14 protein-coding genes are annotated in these 17,203 nt (G+C 60.9%); 6 read left to right on the forward strand and 8 right to left on the reverse strand.

Going from position 1 to position 17,203, the window contains the following annotated elements:
- The first annotated feature begins 74 nt into the window (after positions 1-74).
- The 3 genes from QWJ34_RS10775 to QWJ34_RS10785 all read left to right on the forward strand — a co-directional run bounded on the left by QWJ34_RS10775 (position 75) and on the right by QWJ34_RS10785 (position 3,931).
- Complete coding sequence (locus tag QWJ34_RS10775) at positions 75-689, forward strand: hypothetical protein (RefSeq protein ID WP_302727620.1); 615 nt, start codon at positions 75-77, stop codon at positions 687-689.
- 332 nt (positions 690-1,021) lie between these two features.
- Positions 1,022-2,851, forward strand: coding sequence for an HSP90 family protein (locus tag QWJ34_RS10780; protein WP_302727621.1), 1,830 nt, complete (start codon positions 1,022-1,024; stop codon positions 2,849-2,851).
- 6 nt (positions 2,852-2,857) lie between these two features.
- Entirely contained in the window at positions 2,858-3,931 is a 1,074-nt protein-coding gene (locus QWJ34_RS10785; protein ID WP_302727623.1) for a hypothetical protein, read from the forward strand.
- Positions 3,932-4,226: 295 nt separating this feature from the next.
- Here QWJ34_RS10785 and QWJ34_RS10790 read toward each other — a convergent pair whose 3' ends face one another.
- Positions 4,227-4,922, reverse strand: coding sequence for an MgtC/SapB family protein (locus QWJ34_RS10790; RefSeq protein ID WP_302727625.1), 696 nt, complete (start codon positions 4,920-4,922; stop codon positions 4,227-4,229).
- Between the two features lie 479 nt (positions 4,923-5,401).
- Between QWJ34_RS10790 and QWJ34_RS10795 the strand changes: the two genes are divergently transcribed.
- Positions 5,402-6,070 carry an S-layer homology domain-containing protein gene (locus QWJ34_RS10795; RefSeq protein ID WP_302727626.1) on the forward strand — a complete coding sequence of 223 codons (669 nt, stop codon included), beginning with the start codon at positions 5,402-5,404 and terminating at the stop codon, positions 6,068-6,070.
- A 94-nt stretch (positions 6,071-6,164) separates the two neighbouring features.
- Here the strand turns inward: QWJ34_RS10795 and QWJ34_RS10800 are convergent, their stop codons facing one another.
- The 4 genes from QWJ34_RS10800 to QWJ34_RS10815 all read right to left on the reverse strand — a co-directional run bounded on the left by QWJ34_RS10800 (position 6,165) and on the right by QWJ34_RS10815 (position 10,085).
- Positions 6,165-6,794, reverse strand: a complete 630-nt coding sequence (locus tag QWJ34_RS10800) for a PepSY domain-containing protein (protein WP_302727627.1) — start codon at positions 6,792-6,794, stop codon at positions 6,165-6,167.
- A 161-nt stretch (positions 6,795-6,955) separates the two neighbouring features.
- Positions 6,956-7,891: a PepSY domain-containing protein gene (locus QWJ34_RS10805; protein WP_302727629.1), complete on the reverse strand. Its 936-nt coding sequence runs from the start codon at positions 7,889-7,891 to the stop codon at positions 6,956-6,958.
- Positions 7,888-9,354: a sensor histidine kinase gene (locus QWJ34_RS10810; protein ID WP_302727631.1), complete on the reverse strand. Its 1,467-nt coding sequence runs from the start codon at positions 9,352-9,354 to the stop codon at positions 7,888-7,890. Before QWJ34_RS10810 ends, QWJ34_RS10805 begins: the two co-directional genes overlap by 4 nt.
- Positions 9,351-10,085, reverse strand: coding sequence for a response regulator transcription factor (locus tag QWJ34_RS10815; RefSeq protein WP_302728192.1), 735 nt, complete (start codon positions 10,083-10,085; stop codon positions 9,351-9,353). Before QWJ34_RS10815 ends, QWJ34_RS10810 begins: the two co-directional genes overlap by 4 nt.
- Positions 10,086-10,405: 320 nt before the next feature.
- On the opposite strand from QWJ34_RS10815, the gene QWJ34_RS10820 reads away from it, so the two are divergent.
- Together QWJ34_RS10820 and gdhA are read left to right on the forward strand one after the other, a co-directional pair.
- A complete protein-coding gene (locus tag QWJ34_RS10820; protein ID WP_302727633.1) occupies positions 10,406-11,392 on the forward strand; it encodes a diaminopimelate dehydrogenase in 987 nt (328 codons plus the stop codon).
- A 336-nt stretch (positions 11,393-11,728) separates the two neighbouring features.
- Positions 11,729-13,105, forward strand: a complete 1,377-nt coding sequence (gdhA, locus tag QWJ34_RS10825; RefSeq protein WP_302727635.1) for an NADP-specific glutamate dehydrogenase — start codon at positions 11,729-11,731, stop codon at positions 13,103-13,105.
- Between the two features lie 455 nt (positions 13,106-13,560).
- Here the strand turns inward: gdhA and QWJ34_RS10830 are convergent, their stop codons facing one another.
- The 3 genes from QWJ34_RS10830 to QWJ34_RS10840 all read right to left on the reverse strand — a co-directional run bounded on the left by QWJ34_RS10830 (position 13,561) and on the right by QWJ34_RS10840 (position 17,197).
- Positions 13,561-13,992 (reverse strand): DUF6526 family protein, encoded by a 432-nt coding sequence (locus tag QWJ34_RS10830; protein ID WP_302727637.1) that lies wholly within the window; start codon positions 13,990-13,992, stop codon positions 13,561-13,563.
- Between the two features lie 128 nt (positions 13,993-14,120).
- Complete coding sequence (locus QWJ34_RS10835) at positions 14,121-15,350, reverse strand: response regulator (RefSeq protein ID WP_302727639.1); 1,230 nt, start codon at positions 15,348-15,350, stop codon at positions 14,121-14,123.
- Positions 15,347-17,197 (reverse strand): cache domain-containing sensor histidine kinase, encoded by a 1,851-nt coding sequence (locus tag QWJ34_RS10840; protein WP_302728194.1) that lies wholly within the window; start codon positions 17,195-17,197, stop codon positions 15,347-15,349. The genes QWJ34_RS10835 and QWJ34_RS10840 overlap by 4 nt, the downstream gene beginning before the upstream one ends.
- Positions 17,198-17,203 lie beyond the last annotated feature (6 nt).

A 17,203-nucleotide genomic window follows, 5' to 3' on the forward strand; every position in this document is an offset into this window, starting at 1 on the left:
ATCGCTTGAATTTCATATATAGTTTAACCAAGCTGGCTAAAACCAGAAATCATATCGATTTAGGAGTGTTTAAAATGTCGGATACTTCTCGCCTGATTGCCGCAATCGCCGCTTTGGCTGCGGGTCTTTGCTTGTTTGCCGGTCATCTGCTCGGCCTGATCGCCTATCCCGCCGAAGGCAGCGTCGCCGGCAGTCTGTTCGTGCTTGCCGGACACACGCTGGCCGTTTTTCCGCTGATTGCGCTCGCCGCTTTTCTTCGTCCGGGCTTCGTTTCGCTTCTGGGCGCTCTCGGCTGCGTTTTGAGCACGATCGGCACCGTACTGACTTCGGCTGTCGTCTATGTCGAGACCGCCGAACTCGCGGGCGCCGACGCAAGCCCGGTCTGGGCCGCGGCTCCGGCCGCTTCGATCCAGGCGTTCGGGCCGCTTGTTTTTGTGGCGGGTCTGCTGCTGCTGGCCGGCTGCCTGCTGGCGGGCGCTTGGCGTGTCCGGGTTACGGGTCTGCTGTTAATGGCGGGCACGGTGCTGTTCGCGGCGGGCAGCGTATTTTCCGCTCCCTTTACGCAGGCGATCGTCGAAACGATCGGCTCGGGCGTAACGGCAGCCGGTTTTTTCTCCGGCGGACTCCTGCTTTTAAGCGGAAACTCCGTCAATTACAAAAACGGCGGCCGCCTGCCGTATACCGCCTGAGACTTTCGCGCCCGATGCGCGCTCGTTTGCGGCCGATTCTTCCTTTTTGGCAGCGCGATGCGGATATGCGAAAAACACCGGATGACGGAATTCCCGAAATCCGGTGTTTTTTTGCGTAAAAAATCTTAATCGTTCGGAACTTGGAGAAGCAAACGCGCGAAGCCTAATACCCGCGAATTTGTTTTTCTTTATATGCGTTTCAATTCTGCATCAAAACGATTCGATTTGGAAAAACAGACCGATCGCGTTAAAATATCTATTGGATATCAAAGCACGTATGCAAACTCCGGATGAACATGATTTAATTGAATACCCTGAACAGGAGGATGACAATGACGGATCACGAAGAGTATCGCTTCCAGGTCAACCTGAGCGGCATGATCGACATCCTGTCCAACCATTTGTACAGCAGTCCCCGCGTGTTCCTGCGCGAACTGCTCCAGAACGCCACCGACGCGATTACCGCGCGGCTGGAGCACGATCCTTCCGCCTCGGGCGAAGTGTTCGTCGAGCTGGCCGGTTCCGGTTCGAACGCCACCCTGCTCATGCAGGATAACGGCATCGGCCTTACCGAGGAAGACGTGCACGAATTCCTGGCCATGATCGGCCATTCGTCCAAGCGCAGCGGCGGCGAGCTGCTCGGCGAGACGTCGTTTATCGGCCGGTTCGGCATCGGACTGCTGTCGTGCTTCATGGTCAGCGACGAGATCGTCATGCTTACCCAGTCCGCCAAAGGCGGCCCGTCGATCGAATGGCGCGGCAAGCCGGACGGTACATACACCATTCGCAGACTCGATACTTCGCTGACGCCCGGCACCAAAGTGTATCTGCGCTGCAAGCCGGAGACCGATTTCTATTTCGAGCCGGAAACGGTCGAACTCGATCTGCTGCACTACGGCGCGCTGCTGCCTTACCCGATCCGTTTGTCGGCGGAAGGAAGTGAACGCCGGATCAATCCGGAACCGCCGGAGTGGATCTTCCGCCCCGAATTGATCCGCGGCCGCAGGGGCGAAGTGCTGCGCTTCGGCGAAAAAATGCTCGGCGAACGGTTTCGCGACTACATCCCGCTGCGCACGTCGGCCGGGCGCACGGGCGGCATCGCGTACATCCTGCCGCACGCCGTCAACTTGAACGCCAAACGCTCGCACAAAGTGTATCTCAAGCGCATGCTGATCTCCGAGCAGGCGGACAACATTTTGCCGGAGTGGGCGTTTTTCGTCAAATGCCTGATCTGGACCGACGAACTCCAGCCGACCGCGTCGCGCGAACACTTCTACGAAAACGAACAGCTCGAACGCGTGCGCGGCGAGCTGGGCGAATCGATCCGGGCCGAGCTGATCGCCATGAGCGAGACCGACCAGGACCGCCTGGGCCGCATCATCGATCTGCACGCGCTGTCGATGAAGAATCTCGCGGCGGAAGACGACGAGTTCTATCGGCTGATCCACCGCTGGCTGCCGTTCGAAAGCACTTACGGGTACAAAAGTCTGGGCGGGCTGCTGGACGAGCGCCGGACGATTTATTACACGGCGACGCTGGACCATTACCGCCAGCTCCGCCACGTCGCGTCCGCCCAGTCCATGCTTGTCGTGAACGCCGGTTACATTTACGAAAAAGAACTGCTCGACGCGCTGCACCGCATCCTGCCCGGAGCCGATATCCGCAGACTGCTGCCGGAAGACGTCTCGCTGGCGTTCACCGACCCGGATGCAGGCGAACGCGCCGCGTCGCTCGAAGCGATCCGCGCCGCGGACCTTGCGCTTCAGCGCTTCCGCTGCCGCGTGATGCTCAAGCGCTTCAAACCCGAGGAGCTGCCCGCGCTGTTCACGCTGCCGGAAGAAGCGGCGACGCTGCGCTCGATCGAACGCGCCGGCGAAGAAAGTCCGCAGGCGTTCGCATCGGTACTGGGAAGCCTCGGCGGTTCGCTGCAGGGCGGCGCGTACTCGATCCTGTATCTGAACCTGAACAACCCGGTGATCGGACGGCTGTTTGCCGGAGCCGGACGGCTTGCGAAACGCCTGGATACGCTGATCGAGATGCTGTACGCCAATGCGCTCATGATGGGCCATTATCCGATGAGCCGTTCCGAACTGGCGCTGCTCAATACGGGCATCCTGGCGCTGATCGACTGGAGCATGGAATCCGAAGACAAGGAGGATTAAGACGATATGGAAGATTATTCGATCGAATTCGAGGATTTGATGGAACAAGCGTACGATCTGCCGGACGGAGCGGCCAAGATTGCGCTGCTGGAACGGGCCGCGGAAATCGCCGATCTGGCGGGAGACACGGAGTCCGGTTACGAAGCGCGCGAAGCGATCGTCGAAGCCGGCAGCTTCGGCGGCTTCCCGATGAAGGCGATCGTGGCTTACTCCTGGCAGCTCGGCCAGTACGACCGCAATCCCGAAGCGTACGACGCGCATACGCTGCACTGGAACTACAAATGGGTGATCGACGACGTGCCGTCTTTCCCGGACGTGCCCGCCGAGCAAATCGACGGACTGCTGGAAGATCTGCGCCGGCGCTATCGCGAGTACGGCGTCGGCGACCGGACGTATCTGTACTACCGGTTCCGCCTGTCGATGTATATGGGCAAGCTGGACGAAGCCGGCGAGTATCTCAAAGAATTCCGCAAGCTGAAAAAAGATCAAATGAGCGACTGCGCCGCCTGCGAGCTGGACGAACAGGTGCAGTATCTGGTCATGACCGGCCAGGACGAGCAGGCGGTCAAGAAAGCGAAGCCGATCGTCGAAGGACGCCAGCGCTGCGCGCATGTGCCGCATGCGACGCTGCCGTTCCTGCTGCTGCCGCTGCACCGTCTGGGGCGGGAAGAAGAAGCGGAGAAGACGCGGGAGCAGAGTTACGCGCTGATCCGCGACAATATGAGCTTCGTGGACGGATTCGCCGAGCATATCGGCTATCTCTCCGTCGTCGATCCGCAGCGCGCGCTGCCGCTGCTGGACCGCCACCTGCCGCAGGTGGAATCGCACGAGGAACCGCTGAGCCGGATGCTGTTTTTCCTGAATTCCGCCGCGCTGCTGCGCAGGCTGGAACGCGCCGGCGAAGCTTTCGCGATCAACCTGCCGCCTTCCTCGCGCTTCTACGAGCTGGCGGACAAGCCCGTCGAGCTGCGCGCGAAGCTGGAGGAAGAAGCGTTCGCGACGGCCGCGGCGCTCGACAAGCGCAACGGCAACGACTATTACGTGAATTACGGCCAGGAACTGCTGAAGGAGCGGGGATAAAGGAGAGGAGCAGGGAATGATCCTCGCTCCTTCTCAGGCTGTCGAGAAAGCCGGGTATGGTTCCAAACGGAAAATAGCGGCACAGGTACACTTATTTGGGGCGAAATCCTTCGATTTCTCCAAATAGCGACGCAGGTGCAGCTATTCGGGGATCAGAGGCCGAATCGAAGCGCAAAAGTTCGAAATAGATGTATGAGTGCAGTTATTTGCTCGAAAACGTAAGAGAAAGCCGGAATAAGGGCCTATACGCAGCTATTTGGATTCTTCTTGCCGCTGGCTTTATTTCTCCAGCCCTTTACCTGACTTCGATGCCGAGGATCTCGTCTTTCTCCTGCAATAAAGGCATCAGTTCGTCCGTGCTCATGCCTCTGGGCAGACGGACGACCATGTCGAGCGTCAATCGACGCTTCTCTTCGTCTTTGGACACGGCTTTGAAATTGATCACGGTCAGGCCCCGCTCCTCGATCAGCTTCTGGAAACGTTCGGTCGCTTCCTTTTCCTGGCGCACCGTAACCACCAGCCGCTGCGTAGCCGCAATGAGCTTGCCTTTGTATTTGCTGTGCATCATAATCTGCGTCAGATAGATCATCAGCGTCGCCGCGATGCCCAGTATGTACAATCCCGCGCCCATCGCCATTCCGACGCCCGCGGTCGCCCACATGCCGGCCGCCGTCGTCAGCCCGTTGATCGCATATTTGCGCATAAAGATCATGCCCGCGCCGAGGAAGCCGATCCCGCTGACGATCTCGGACGCGACTTTGGTCGGATCGATCTGCACGCCGTCGCGCCCTTCCAGATCCATGAACCCGTATTTGGAAATCACCATAATCAGCGCCGCGCCCACGGCCACGATAAAGTGCGTCCGCGTCCCCGCTTCCTTGCGCCTGCTTTTTCGCTCGTAGCCGATCAGCGCCCCGCACATGCCGGCAATCAGGATCCGCAGCAGATGTTCCAGCTCCAGCGGCAGATCCACCATATCGAAATACTCCATGACACCCGGCTCCTTTCCGTAAAAGCCTGCTCTCTTTGAACTTTCTGCTAGGGCGTGTCTCAAAACTTACTGAAGTGCATCTTTATCCGTGTTTTCGCCCTCTAAATGAACCGTACTTAAAGCGTGTACGCTTCATTCAACGAATGAACCTTACTTAAAGCGTGTACGCTTCATTCAACGAATGAACCTTACTTAAAGCGTGTACGCTCCATTCAACGAATGAACCTTACTTAAAGCGTGTACGCTTCATTCAACGCCGCGTCACTTTCCCTTGACGTGCCCCCGGCACGCCTTCGAAAAAGTTCCTTGTTGAGAACAAAAATCCAGTCAAATCCGCACCTTCAAAGTTTTAAGACACATCCTAATTTTTACCCAGCGTTTACCGGTTTGCGGACGCTTTTTTTACGATTGCTCGCAACATTTGTCGAAAAGACGCCGTCTGAAAAAGCAGAAGTCCATTCCAAAGGAGAGTGAAAGACATGAAAAACAAAATCGTCAAAACGCTGCTGGCTTCTTCGGCCGCGGCCGCTATTCTGCTTTCGGGCACAGCCGGCGGTTCCGCTTATGCGGCTTCGGCGTTTAAAGACGTAGAAGGTTATCCGCAGGCCGCGCAGATTACAGCGCTCCAGCAGGCGGGCATCTTCAAAGGCGGCTCGGACGGCACATTCAATCCGCAGGGCATCCTGACCAACGCCCAGGCGGTTCAGCTGACCGTGGACACGTTCGGCCTGAATATCGACAATCTGCGCTTTATCAAGAAACCGGAAGCGTCCGACTCGTTCCCGAAAGCGAAAAACGACGCCTGGTATTCCGGCGCGCTTATCATCGCCGCATACAGCGGTCTGGAACTGCCGCGCGATCTGGACCCGAACGCTCCGGCCACGCGGTCTTCGTTCGCTTCGATGCTGATCCGCGCCGGACAAAGCTCGGGCGCGCTGCCGATGCTGCGTCTGGTTCCGGTGGACATCAAAGACGAAGCGTCCATCCCGGACGGAGGCAGCGGACCGATGCAGGAAGCGCTGGCGTTCGGCCTGCTCAAGCTCGACAAAGACGGCAATATCCGTCCGAACCAATCGCTGACCCGCGCCGAAGCGGCGGCCGTACTCTACCAGGCGGCGGTCAAAGGCCATGCGATCGAAGCGAAGTAACCGCAAGAGCGTGAAAAAAGACCGGCCGCAGGGCCGGTCCGAACGCATGCGATACCCGTCGTCGGTTCACGATCGGCCCTCAGCGCCGCGTCGCTCAATCGTCGTCGCCGTCATCGTCGAAGTCCGCTTCGAACGACAGGACTTTGCCCGTGTTCGCATCGACATCGACATCGGCTTCGCCGTCCGCCGTTTTGACTTCGATTTCATAAACATAGCGGCCGTCTTCTTTGTCGAGGTCGAGATCGGTTACCGTGCCGCCTCCGGCCTGCTTCACGGCGATATCTTCCGCCTGCTCGGACGTAATCTTCACCGCGGCCGCGGACTGCTGCGCCGATCGGTCGCTGCCGCCGCGGTCGTCGTTGCCGTCGTCGTCGTTCACGACTTTAAGCACCGAACCGGTGTAAGCGTCGATCCAGACGTCCACATCGCCGCCCGTTTTGCGGTCGATATCCACTTCATAGTAGGTTTTGCCGTTTTTCGTTTCCAATTCGATATCGTCCACCGTGCCAGTTTGCGCTTTGAGCGCCGCGGCTTTGGCCTGGTCCAATGTAATCAAAGAACCGCCGTTCGAGCTCGTCTGCGCGGAAGCGTTTGTCGCCGCCGATGCTCCGGACGATGCCGGGGAAGCCGCTCCGCTTTGTCCGGCGCCGCTTGCGAAAGCCGCCGTTCCTCCGAGTGCCAGGGCCGCCGCTGCCGCGCCGGCGATCAGTTTGCGTTTTACCATGTCGATCTCCTCCTTAATGATTGCTCTCTGTTGCAGGGCTTTTCTCCTGCTGCATCTATAGAATAAACGCGGCGTCTGAGAACGCAGCGAGAGAACCATTAGAATTCGATGAGAAAATAAAAAAGCCGGTTCCGCGGCGATTTACGCGGAACCGGCTTTCTTTAACTGTCGTCTTCTTCCCAGGTGATCGACTGCACGCCGCCGGAGACCGCATTGACCTGCACGGAAGCTTCCCGCCCGTTCTCCAGTTCGATCTCGACCAGGTAATAAGCTTCCCCGTCGTCTTCGGTGCGAAGCTCGGCATCGCTGTCCTCCACCGGCGAACCGGCCTGGGCCAGCGCTTCCTCGGCGCGGCGCTCCGCCTGCTTCTCCGTCAGCAGCTTTGCCGGCTGTTTGCCGCCGCTGCCACCCGCGTCGTCCGTACCGCCCGGTTCGCCGCCGCTGTCCGCCGGATTCGTTCCGCCGTTACCCGGCGATTCCGATTCCCCTGCCGATCCGCCGTTATCGCCGGGATTGCCGGCATCGCCCCCGCCGTTCCCTCCGTTTTCGGCGCCGCTGCCGCCGGCCGTACCGCTTCCTCCATCCGCGCCCGGAGCCGTCCCGCCGGAAACCGGTTCCTCCGAAAGCGTCTCGCCGGTAGACGCATTCAGTTCCAGCAGCCGGCGCTCGCCGGAAGTCGTTTCGATCTCCGCCGCGTACAGATGTCCGCCTTGCGCGGACGCCGAAGATTCCAGTTCGAGCCGCAGAATCTTTGCGCCTTCATACCGCCGCTCCAACTGCGCCTTCATTTCGCTGCGGCCGAGAATGCCGCCCTGCGCCTCGTCGGCCGCTTCCAGCCGGCGGATCGCTTCGATGCGCCCGTCCGCGGCGGCCAGCGAGACCGCGTACAGTCCTGCCGAGGTGCGCAGCGTCATCTCGTAGCGTCCGCCGCTGCGCTCGGCCGACTCCACGTTGCCCGGGTACTGCGCCAGCAGCGCCTGCTCGGCCTGGTCCGCCGTCAATGCCGGTTCCGCCCCGCTCCAGGGGCTCCACCAGATCAGCGCCGCCGCTGCCGCCGCAAGCCCGATTCCCGCCGCCGCGGCTGTGCGTCGTTTCATGGTCGCTTCGCTCCTTTCCGCGCGCGCCGCTCTTCGGTCCGCCCGCTTCGCCGTCCCGCGCCGCTCCGCGCATGACGGCTTTCGCCCCATTCGTCTGCCGCTTCCCGCGCCTCCGGAAACATCAGCCATACCGTCGTGCCTTCGCCCGGCTCGCTGTCGATGCGGATCTCCGCGCCCAGCGCGTCCGCGATGTCTTTCGCCAGCGACAGCCCAAGACCCGAGCCGCCCGCATCCTGCTGACGGGTCCGGGATACATCCACGCGATAGAAGCGGTCGAACACCTTCGGCAGTTCGTCCGCCGGAATGCCGATGCCTTTGTCCGTAACGGACAGCGCCGCGGCGCCCTCCCCGCCGGAATGCGCTTTGACCTCGATATCGCCTTCGCTGTATTTCCGGGCGTTATCGAGCAGGATGAACAGCAGCTGACGCACTTTGGACGCATCCGTCAGCACCCGGACGGCCGCCGGCGCTTCCACCCCGATCGTCCTGCCGTAAGCACCCGAGAAAGAACGCGCCGACTCCCGCGCGCATTCCGCCAGATCCGTTTCGGACAGCTCCAGGCTTTCCGCGTCCGGCCTGCGCGCCAGCTGCAGCAGCTGCTCGGTCAGCTCGCGCATGCGCACCGATTCGGACAAAATCGCGTCCACCGCTTCGTCGAACACTTCCGGCCGTTCCCGGCCGCGGCGGCGCAGCAGGCTCGCGTAGCTCTCGATAATCGTCAGCGGCGTCTTGAGTTCGTGCGAGGCGTCGGAAACGAAGCGTTCCTGCCGCAGAAAGTTCGCTTCCAGCAGCCCGATCATCTCGTTGAATTTCCGCTCCATCTCGGCCAGTTCGTCGCCCTGCTTCGCCTTCGTTTCGATTCGCTGAAATTTGCCGCTGCGCCGGATATCGCCCATCGTGCCGGTCAGCGCGGCGATCGGCCTGACGATCCGGTTCGCCAGCACCCGGCTGGCGAATACGGCGGGAATCAGTGCCAGCAGCGCAACCAGCACCAGCACGGTACGCAGCACGACCAGCCGGTTCTCCGTATCCGCGATGCTGCGGCTGACCTGGAGGCTGACCACTTCGCCGTCCGTCCAGATCACCGGCACGGACACGCGGATATACCCGTGTCCTTTGTCGTCGAGCCGCTCGGTCGCGCGCGAATCGCGGTAAGCGTAAGGCGCCTGAGCCAGCCCGGCCGCGTCGCCCGTCGTGACCGCGGGCAGGCTGCTTCCGCCGGCGCGCACGATCCGCAGCATGCCGTCCGCCGGCGCATAAGCGCGCAGCAGATCGTCCGGCGCTACCTCCGAAGCGTTTTCGCGCACCCGGCCGGCAATCAGCTCCGCTTCGGTTTCGATGCGGCTCGTTTCGTCGTCCAGCGACATTTTCTCGAACAGCAGATAGACCGAAGCGCATACCAGAGCCAGCAGCACCGCGAACAGCACGGACGTATACAAATAAATTTTGCTTTTCAGCTTCATGAAGGCTCCTTCAGCACATAGCCGACGCCGCGCACCGTTTGGATCAGTTCGGGCGTATCCGCTTCTCCGATTTTTTTGCGGACATAGCGGATATAAACGTCGACGATATTCGTGTCACCCGCGTAATCGTAGCCCCATACTTCGCGGATCAGCTGCTCCCGGCTCAGCACCTGTCGCTGGTTGCGCAGCAGGAACACGAGCAGATCGAATTCGCGCGGCGTCAGGTCGATCCGGCGGTCTGCGCGGAACACTTCGCGCGTGCGTTCGTTCAACCGCAGATCGCCCGCGCTCAGCTCGCCGCCGGCCGGCCCGGCTGTTTCATCCGATCCTTCGCCCGCCGCTTCCGGGGCCGCGCTTTCAAGCGCGGCGCGCACCCTCAGCGCCGAGCGGACGCGGGCCAGCAGTTCCTCGATGCGAAACGGCTTGGTCACGTAATCGCTCGCGCCGAGATCCAGTCCCGCCACTTTGTCTTCGACCGAATCCCGGGCCGTCAGCAGAATAACCGGCGTGCGCGGATCGGACGCGCGAATCCGGCGCAGCACCTCGATTCCGCTCAGTCCCGGCAGCATAACGTCCAGCAGCACCAGGTCCCAACCGCCCTGCCGGTAAATCTCCAGCCCTTCCGTGCCCGAAGCGGCGCGGCCCGTCCGGTATCCTTCGTATTCGAGCTCAAGTTCGAGCAGTCGGCCGATCTTGTCTTCATCCTCGATAATCAGCACCGCTTCGCCCATTTCGACGTCCTCCTCTTCCCGCGGCACCGCCGCCGTGCTTTTCCCCATTTTAGCCAAACTGCGCCCGATCCGCCAGAAGCGCGCGGTTAGGCGGGTAATTCCGGCCGAACTTTTTAACGCCGGCATTTGCTTTAACCGCCGCCTTTTTTCGCGTTTTTTTTATTTTTTCGCGCTTTGCGGCAAAAAAATATTTTACATTGGTTGTTACCTTTTTTATACTTATGTGATATACCCGGCCTGAATCCGACGGATCGGGACCGGCGCTTCAACCGCTGGAGCAGATAAAAAAAGCTGAAAGTATCCAATGGGAGGGTTTATCCATGCAGCAAACCATCAAAATCGGTATCGTCGGTTACGGTAATCTCGGACGGGGCGTGCGCAGCGCGATCGAGCAGAATGCGGATCTGGAGCTGGTCGCCGTCTTCAGCCGCAGAGATCCCAAATCGCTAGAAGAGCGCGGCGAATCCGTTCGCTTTGTACATATTGCGGATGTGGAGAGCTATCGCGGACAGATCGACGTCATGATTCTGTGCGGCGGTTCCGCCACCGATCTGCCGGAGCAAACGCCGCAGCTCGCGAAGTCGTTCCACACGGTCGACAGCTTCGATACGCATGCCAAGATTCCCGAGTTTTACGAAACGGTCAATGCGGCAGCCTCGCAGGGAGGCTTCGTCAGCGTCATTTCGACCGGCTGGGACCCGGGGCTGTTCTCCATGAACCGGCTGCTGGCCCAATCGATCCTGCCGGAAGGCAAAGAATACACGTTCTGGGGCAAAGGCGTCAGCCAGGGCCACTCCGACGCGATCCGGCGCATCCCGGGCGTCAAAGCCGGCGTGCAGTACACCGTGCCGGTCCAAACGGCGATCGATCTGATCCGCGCCGGCGAAACGCCGGAGTTCGAAACGCGCGACAAGCATAACCGCGACTGTTACGTCGTTGCCGAAGAAGGCGCCGACCTGGACGCGATTCGCGAAGCGATCGTGACGATGCCGAATTATTTTGCCGACTACAATACGACGGTAACGTTTATCGATATGGAAGAACTGCGCGAGCAGCATTCCGGCATGCCGCACGGCGGATTCGTAATCCGCAGCGGCGTAACCGGCAGCGGCACGAAGCAGCGGATCGAATTCGGGCTTGAGCTGGAAAGCAATCCCGAATTCACCGCCAGCGTGCTTGTCGCGTACGCGCGCGCCGCTTTCCGTCTGGGCGGCGAAGGACAAACGGGCGCGCGGACGGTGTTCGATATTCCGCTCGGCTATCTGTCGCCGAAATCCGCGGAAGAACTGCGCCGCGAACTGCTGTAAGAAGCTGCAAGAATAAGATCCCGCATGCCGGGGGCTGTACCGCAAACCGATCGGCCGGTTCGAATTCAAAGACTCCTTCGACGTTCGAAAAATCTTCGTCTCCCGCCTGCTTAACGGCGGGAGACGGGGACAGGGCCGGTTCGAAGTTTGCCTATCCGCCGCGCATGCCGCTTTATCACGCTGACGCTTGGTCCCGGCTCTCCGGAAAAGTTCCGCGGAGCCGATCGGACCGTCCCCCGATTGTTTGCCTCGTCCGGCCGGCCGCGCCGCTTTCGGTCTTGCTGTACAGGAAGCCGGCCGGATATCCAAATTCGATACCAGGGAGTGCTGCCAACCATGATCGAAACTTATAGCCAAAGCGCCGTCGCCGAAGCGAAGGCCTATGTCGAAAACGTCTATCGTTCCGTCGTTCTGCGCAATCCGCACGAAAGCGAATTCCACCAAGCCGCCCGCGAAATCTTCGATTCTCTTGTGCCGGTATTCGCCAAGCATCCCGATTACCGCCAGCTCGGTCTGCTCGAACGCTTGTCCGAACCGGAGCGCATGGTTACGTTCCGCGTGGCCTGGGTCGACGATTCGGGACGCGTGCAGGTCAACCGCGGCTTCCGCGTCCAGTTCAACAGCGCGATCGGCCCGTACAAAGGCGGCCTGCGCTTCCATCCGTCGGTCAACGCCAGCATCGTCAAGTTCCTCGGCTTCGAACAGGTGCTGAAGAACTCGCTGACCGGCCAGCCGATCGGCGGCGGCAAAGGCGGAGCGGACTTCGATCCCAAAGGCAAATCGGACATGGAGATCATGCGCTTCTGTCAGAGCTTCATGACCGAGCTGTACCGCCATATCGGCGCGGACACGGACGTGCCGGCCGGCGATATCGGCGTTGGCTCGCGGGAGATCGGCTATCTGTACGGCCAGTACAAGCGGATCCGCGGCGCCAGCGAAGCGGGCGTGCTGACCGGCAAGAACCCGCTGTACGGCGGCAGCCTCGCGCGGACCGAAGCGACGGGCTACGGCTGCGTCTACTTCGTGCAGAAGATGCTGCAAAGCGCGGATCTGGACTTCCGCGGCAGCCGGGTCGTCGTGTCGGGATCGGGCAACGTCTCGATCTACGCGATGGAAAAAGCGATCCAACTCGGCGCGACCGTCGTCGCGTGCAGCGATTCCGCCGGCTATATCCACGATCCGGACGGCATCGATCTGGAAACGGTGAAGCGGATCAAGGAAGCCGGCCGGGGCAGGATCGCCGAGTATGCGGCCGAGCATCCGCAGGCGATCTACGTCGAAGGGTGCGGCGGCATCTGGAGCCTGCCGTGCGAGATCGCGCTGCCCTGCGCGACGCAGAACGAGCTTAACGAGCAGGACGCGGAGCGCCTGATCGCCAACGGCGTCAAAGCCGTGGGCGAAGGCGCCAACATGCCTTCGACGCTCGAAGCGATCGACCGTTTCCACGCGGCGGGCGTGCTGTTCGGACCTGCCAAAGCGGCCAATGCCGGCGGCGTGGCCGTCTCGGCGCTCGAAATGGCGCAGAACAGCGCCCGCGTCTCCTGGACGTTCGAGAAGGTGGACGGCCAGCTGCACCGCATCATGGAAAAGATTTATGCGGACTGTACCGAGGCGGCCGAGGAATACGGCCATCCCGGCAATCTGGTAGTCGGCGCCAATATCTCCGGCTTCCTCAAAGTCGCCGGTGCCATGATCGCCCAGGGCGTGGTGTAAACCGACTCTCTAATCGCTATAAACGAAATCGCAAATAACTGCGCAGATACAACTAATTCCCGGAAATCGGCGGTTTTTGAGCCAATAACTGCGCAGGTACAACTAAATCGCGATTTTTACGCTCCGATTCGCCGTTAGGCGCGAAATAGTTGCATCTCCGCGCTTATTTCAAATCGCCACGGCTTTCCGCATCAAATAGCTGCGTCTGCGCGCTTATGTACGGTTCAGGCAAGGTTCATTCGTTGAATGAAGCGTACACGTCCTGCTGCTTTGTCACCGATGAATGTAAGGTTAGGCTTGGCTGACCCCCACCATTTGAAGTGTGACAAAGTACTATCTCCAAACGATAAAGGCTTCGTTCTCCGTATCATCCGGAGAACGAAGCCTTTATCGCGTCGCCGGCTCAAGCAGGCGGCGCTTGACTTGCGAGGCTTGACTTGTGAAGCCGATGCGCCTCAAATCCGCATCGTATCCGTTCGATACTCCTTGATCGACGAGCGGATGCGCTTGGCGTCCCAGTTCTCTTCGGCGGCGCGGGCGCAGAGCGACGGAAACTCTTTGTCGCCGGCGTTGCGCAGCGCGATGATCTGGGGCAGCCCCAGCCGGCGGTCCAGTTCGCGCCCCGTGAGGCGATAGTATCGGAACTGCTCTTCGATCCGCACGATGCGGTCCTGCGTTTTGGTCGCGTAGACGCGCATGCGAAGCAGCGCGAGCAGCAGCACGAACGCCAGGCCGACCAGAATCCAGGCGGGCAGCGAATCGACGTCCCGGCCCAGTACGCGAACCAGATTGACGATCGACGCAATCAGCACGATCAGCCCGAGCGGCAGCGCCAGGAAATGATGCGGCCAGTCGAAGCGCACACTGAATTTTTTTGGTTGATCCAATGTCTTCCCCTCTTTTCTCCAAACTTCCCGGCCCGGAAAAATCCCCGGCCGCTACGTTCTATTACACGTCCGGCGCGGTTGGCAACCATGCGGACGCCGGGGAAGCGAAAAGGAAGCCCCGAAGCGGCTCAGCGCCCGGCGGGCTGGTCGGGAAAAGCGGCGCCGCGCCGGTACTGGTTCGGCGATACGCCCATCACTTTTTTGAACGCGGTGCTGAAGTAATGCTGGCTGTCGTAGCCGCTTTGCTCCGCGATTTCGTAGATCGGCAGATCGGTCGAGTTCAGCAGTTGGATCGCCCGTCGGATGCGGGTATGGGTCAGCAGCGCCACGAAGGAATCGCCCAGCTCTTTTTTGAGCACCCGGCTCAAATACACGGGCGACACCTGAAGATTCCGCGCGAACGATTCCAGCGTCAGCTCGGGATCGCCGTAATAGTCCCGGATATATTCCCGCGCGCGCCGCACAAGCGGCGACAGCTGGGCGTCTTTGTACACCGCTTCCCGGCAGCGCTTGTACACTTCGGGCAGCGAAGCCGCCGCGCCGCCCACGCTCTCCATATGCGCCTGCACGGTAATCTTGAGGAACTGCCGCACGCTGCGCTCGATCTGCGCGGTCATGCCGTCTTCGGCTTCGTCCCACAGAAACAGCAGAAGCAATCCGGCGGAATCGCGGATCAGCATGCTGCGCCGCGTCCCGGCCAGCTCCGACACGATATTCTCCGCCGCGAACAGATACAGCTGCCGGTCGTTCTCCCGAATGACCGGCTGCGCCGCTTCGGGTTCCGGCCAGCGCACCACGCACAGCTGAGCGGGACTTGCCGGCGGCAGACCCAGGAACCGCAGCCGCTCTTCCGCCTCTTCTTCCTCCAGCAGGCCTTCCGCCCATTCCTGGCCGAAGCGGGCCTGGAGCATCGGGATATTGCGCCGGATCTGCTCCGACGCAAGCTTCAGGTACTCATCCTGCTTCGCCCGGTTGTCGAGATTTTCTTTGACCCGCAGCAGCACCCCGCGCAGCAGTTCGGGATTAACCGGCTTGAGGATATAATCTTCGACGCCGAGCCGGATGCCTTCGCGCGCGTAATCGAATTCGTCGTGTCCGGTAATAATCACGAACCGGCAGTCCGGCAGGCGTTCGCGCAGTTTCTTCATCAGTTCGATGCCGCTGAGAAACGGCATATTCATATCGACCAGCACCAGGCTGGGATTCAGCTCCAGCGCAAGTTCCAGCGCTTCTTCCCCGTCTTCGGCTTCGCCGGCCACTTCCATGCCCAGCGCCGCCCAATCCACGGCTTCTCTCAATCCTTCGCGGATAATCGGTTCGTCGTCCGCGATCAATACCCGATACGGCGCTTCTTTCATGTTTCCTCCTCCTGTTCCTTGTCGCTCGCAATCGCCGGCGGCTCCGTCAGCAGCGGATGCCGGACCGTCACGACCGTGCCTTCGCCCGCTTCGCTCCCGATCCCGATGCCGTACGCTTCGCCGAACGCGAGCCGCAGCCTCGCCTGCACGTTCAGCATGCCGTAGCTGCGGCCGCTGCGCTCCCGCTCGGACGCCTGGCGCTCCAGCGCTTCCAGCGGCTCCGCCAGCTTGCAGCGCAACTCTCCCAGCCGCTCCGGCTCCATGCCGGCGCCGTCGTCCCGTACGGTCAGGATCAGCGCGCCCGCTTCGGCGTTAACGGCGATCGAGATGCGGCCCGGTCCCCGCCGCGCCTTGATCCCGTGATAGATCGCGTTCTCCACCAGCGGCTGGAGCAGCAGCTTCAGTACGAACAAGCCGCCAGCTTCGGTTTCCGGTCCCGCTTCGATATCCACGACCAGGCGACCCTTGTACCGGGTCTTCTGGATCAGCAGATAGCTGCGGATATGCTCCAGCTCGTCCGTCAGCGGAATGATATTACTGCCTTTGCTGAGCCCGATGCGGAACAGCTTCGACAGCGACTCGACCATTTCCGAGACTTCGTCCGCGCCTTTCTTGCGCGCCATCCAGTGAATCGTGTCCAGTGTATTGTACAGAAAATGCGGCTTGATATTATCCTGCAAACTGCGCAGCTCCGCTTCCCTCTTCTGCCGCTCCTTCCGTTCGCTCAACCGGATCAGCCGCCGCAGCTCGACCAGCATGTGGTTGAAGCTGCGCCCGAGCATCCCGACCTCGTCGCCCCGCTTCCCTTCGTAGCGGACCGACAAGTCGCCCGATTCCGCCTGCCGCATAAAAGCCATCAGCTGGCTGATCGGCCTGGAGATGGAGCGCGACAGCCGCAGCGACGCGGTCAGCCCCGACAAGCAGACGAGGAACAGGAAGCAGATGACGTAGAAATGAATCTGCCGCACTTCGTAGCCCGTTTCGCGCGTCAGGAACACGCCCGCGGTCGTCCAGCCCGTAAACGAAGACGTCGCATAGATCAGCTGAAGCTCCCGCCCGTCCACATTCCGCGTGACCGAGCCGGAATCGCCGCCCGCGAACCACGCCGGCGGCAGGCTGTCCGTATACGGCTCGTCCGGCGCATAGATCACGCCGCCGCTCTGATCCGTGACGGTCAAATAGCCGGTCCGCCCGAGCTTGACGTCGCGGGCCGCTTTGGACACCGTCCACAGCTTGAGGTCGATCAGCACCACGCCGATCGCCCGCTCCGTATCGGGATCGACGACGGCCCTCACGACCGTCACCACTTCGTCGTCCCGGTAATTGACGTGCGAGGTCAAATTGCGCTGCGAAGGCTGGCCGAGGATCGTGAACAGCCCTTCGCTGGCGACCGCCCGCTTGTACCAGTCTTCCCGCGTCAGGTTGTCCGCCGTCCGGGCGTACAGCTCGTTGCTGACATAGCTGCCGCCTCGGCCGACGACCAGCAGTCCGGCGATCTCCGGGTACAGCGTCGTGTAGCGCTGGAGATACTGCTTCAATTGATACAAGTCCGCGCCGGACTCCAGCCCGCCGGTCATAAAAGACCGGATGCCGCTGTCGAAGCCGATCAGGTACGTCATATTCTGGAGATTCTCCATGTCGCTGTCCAGCGTCTGGTTGACTTTGCCGATCAGCTGGAGCGTGTGGTCCACCGCCTGTCTTTCCAGCACCCTGCTGACGGTCCAGTTCACCAGGTAGCCGAGCCCGATTGACGGCAGCAGGCTGATCAGCAGAAACAGGATCATCAGCTGGTAGCGCAGACGCAGATCGTGCAGACGCAGTCCCTTCAACCTTTTAAACGTCCGCATAACCGG

Origin of the sequence: Saccharibacillus sp. CPCC 101409, assembly GCF_030518235.1 — a bacterium.
In the GTDB taxonomy this organism is placed as follows: domain Bacteria; phylum Bacillota; class Bacilli; order Paenibacillales; family Paenibacillaceae; genus Saccharibacillus.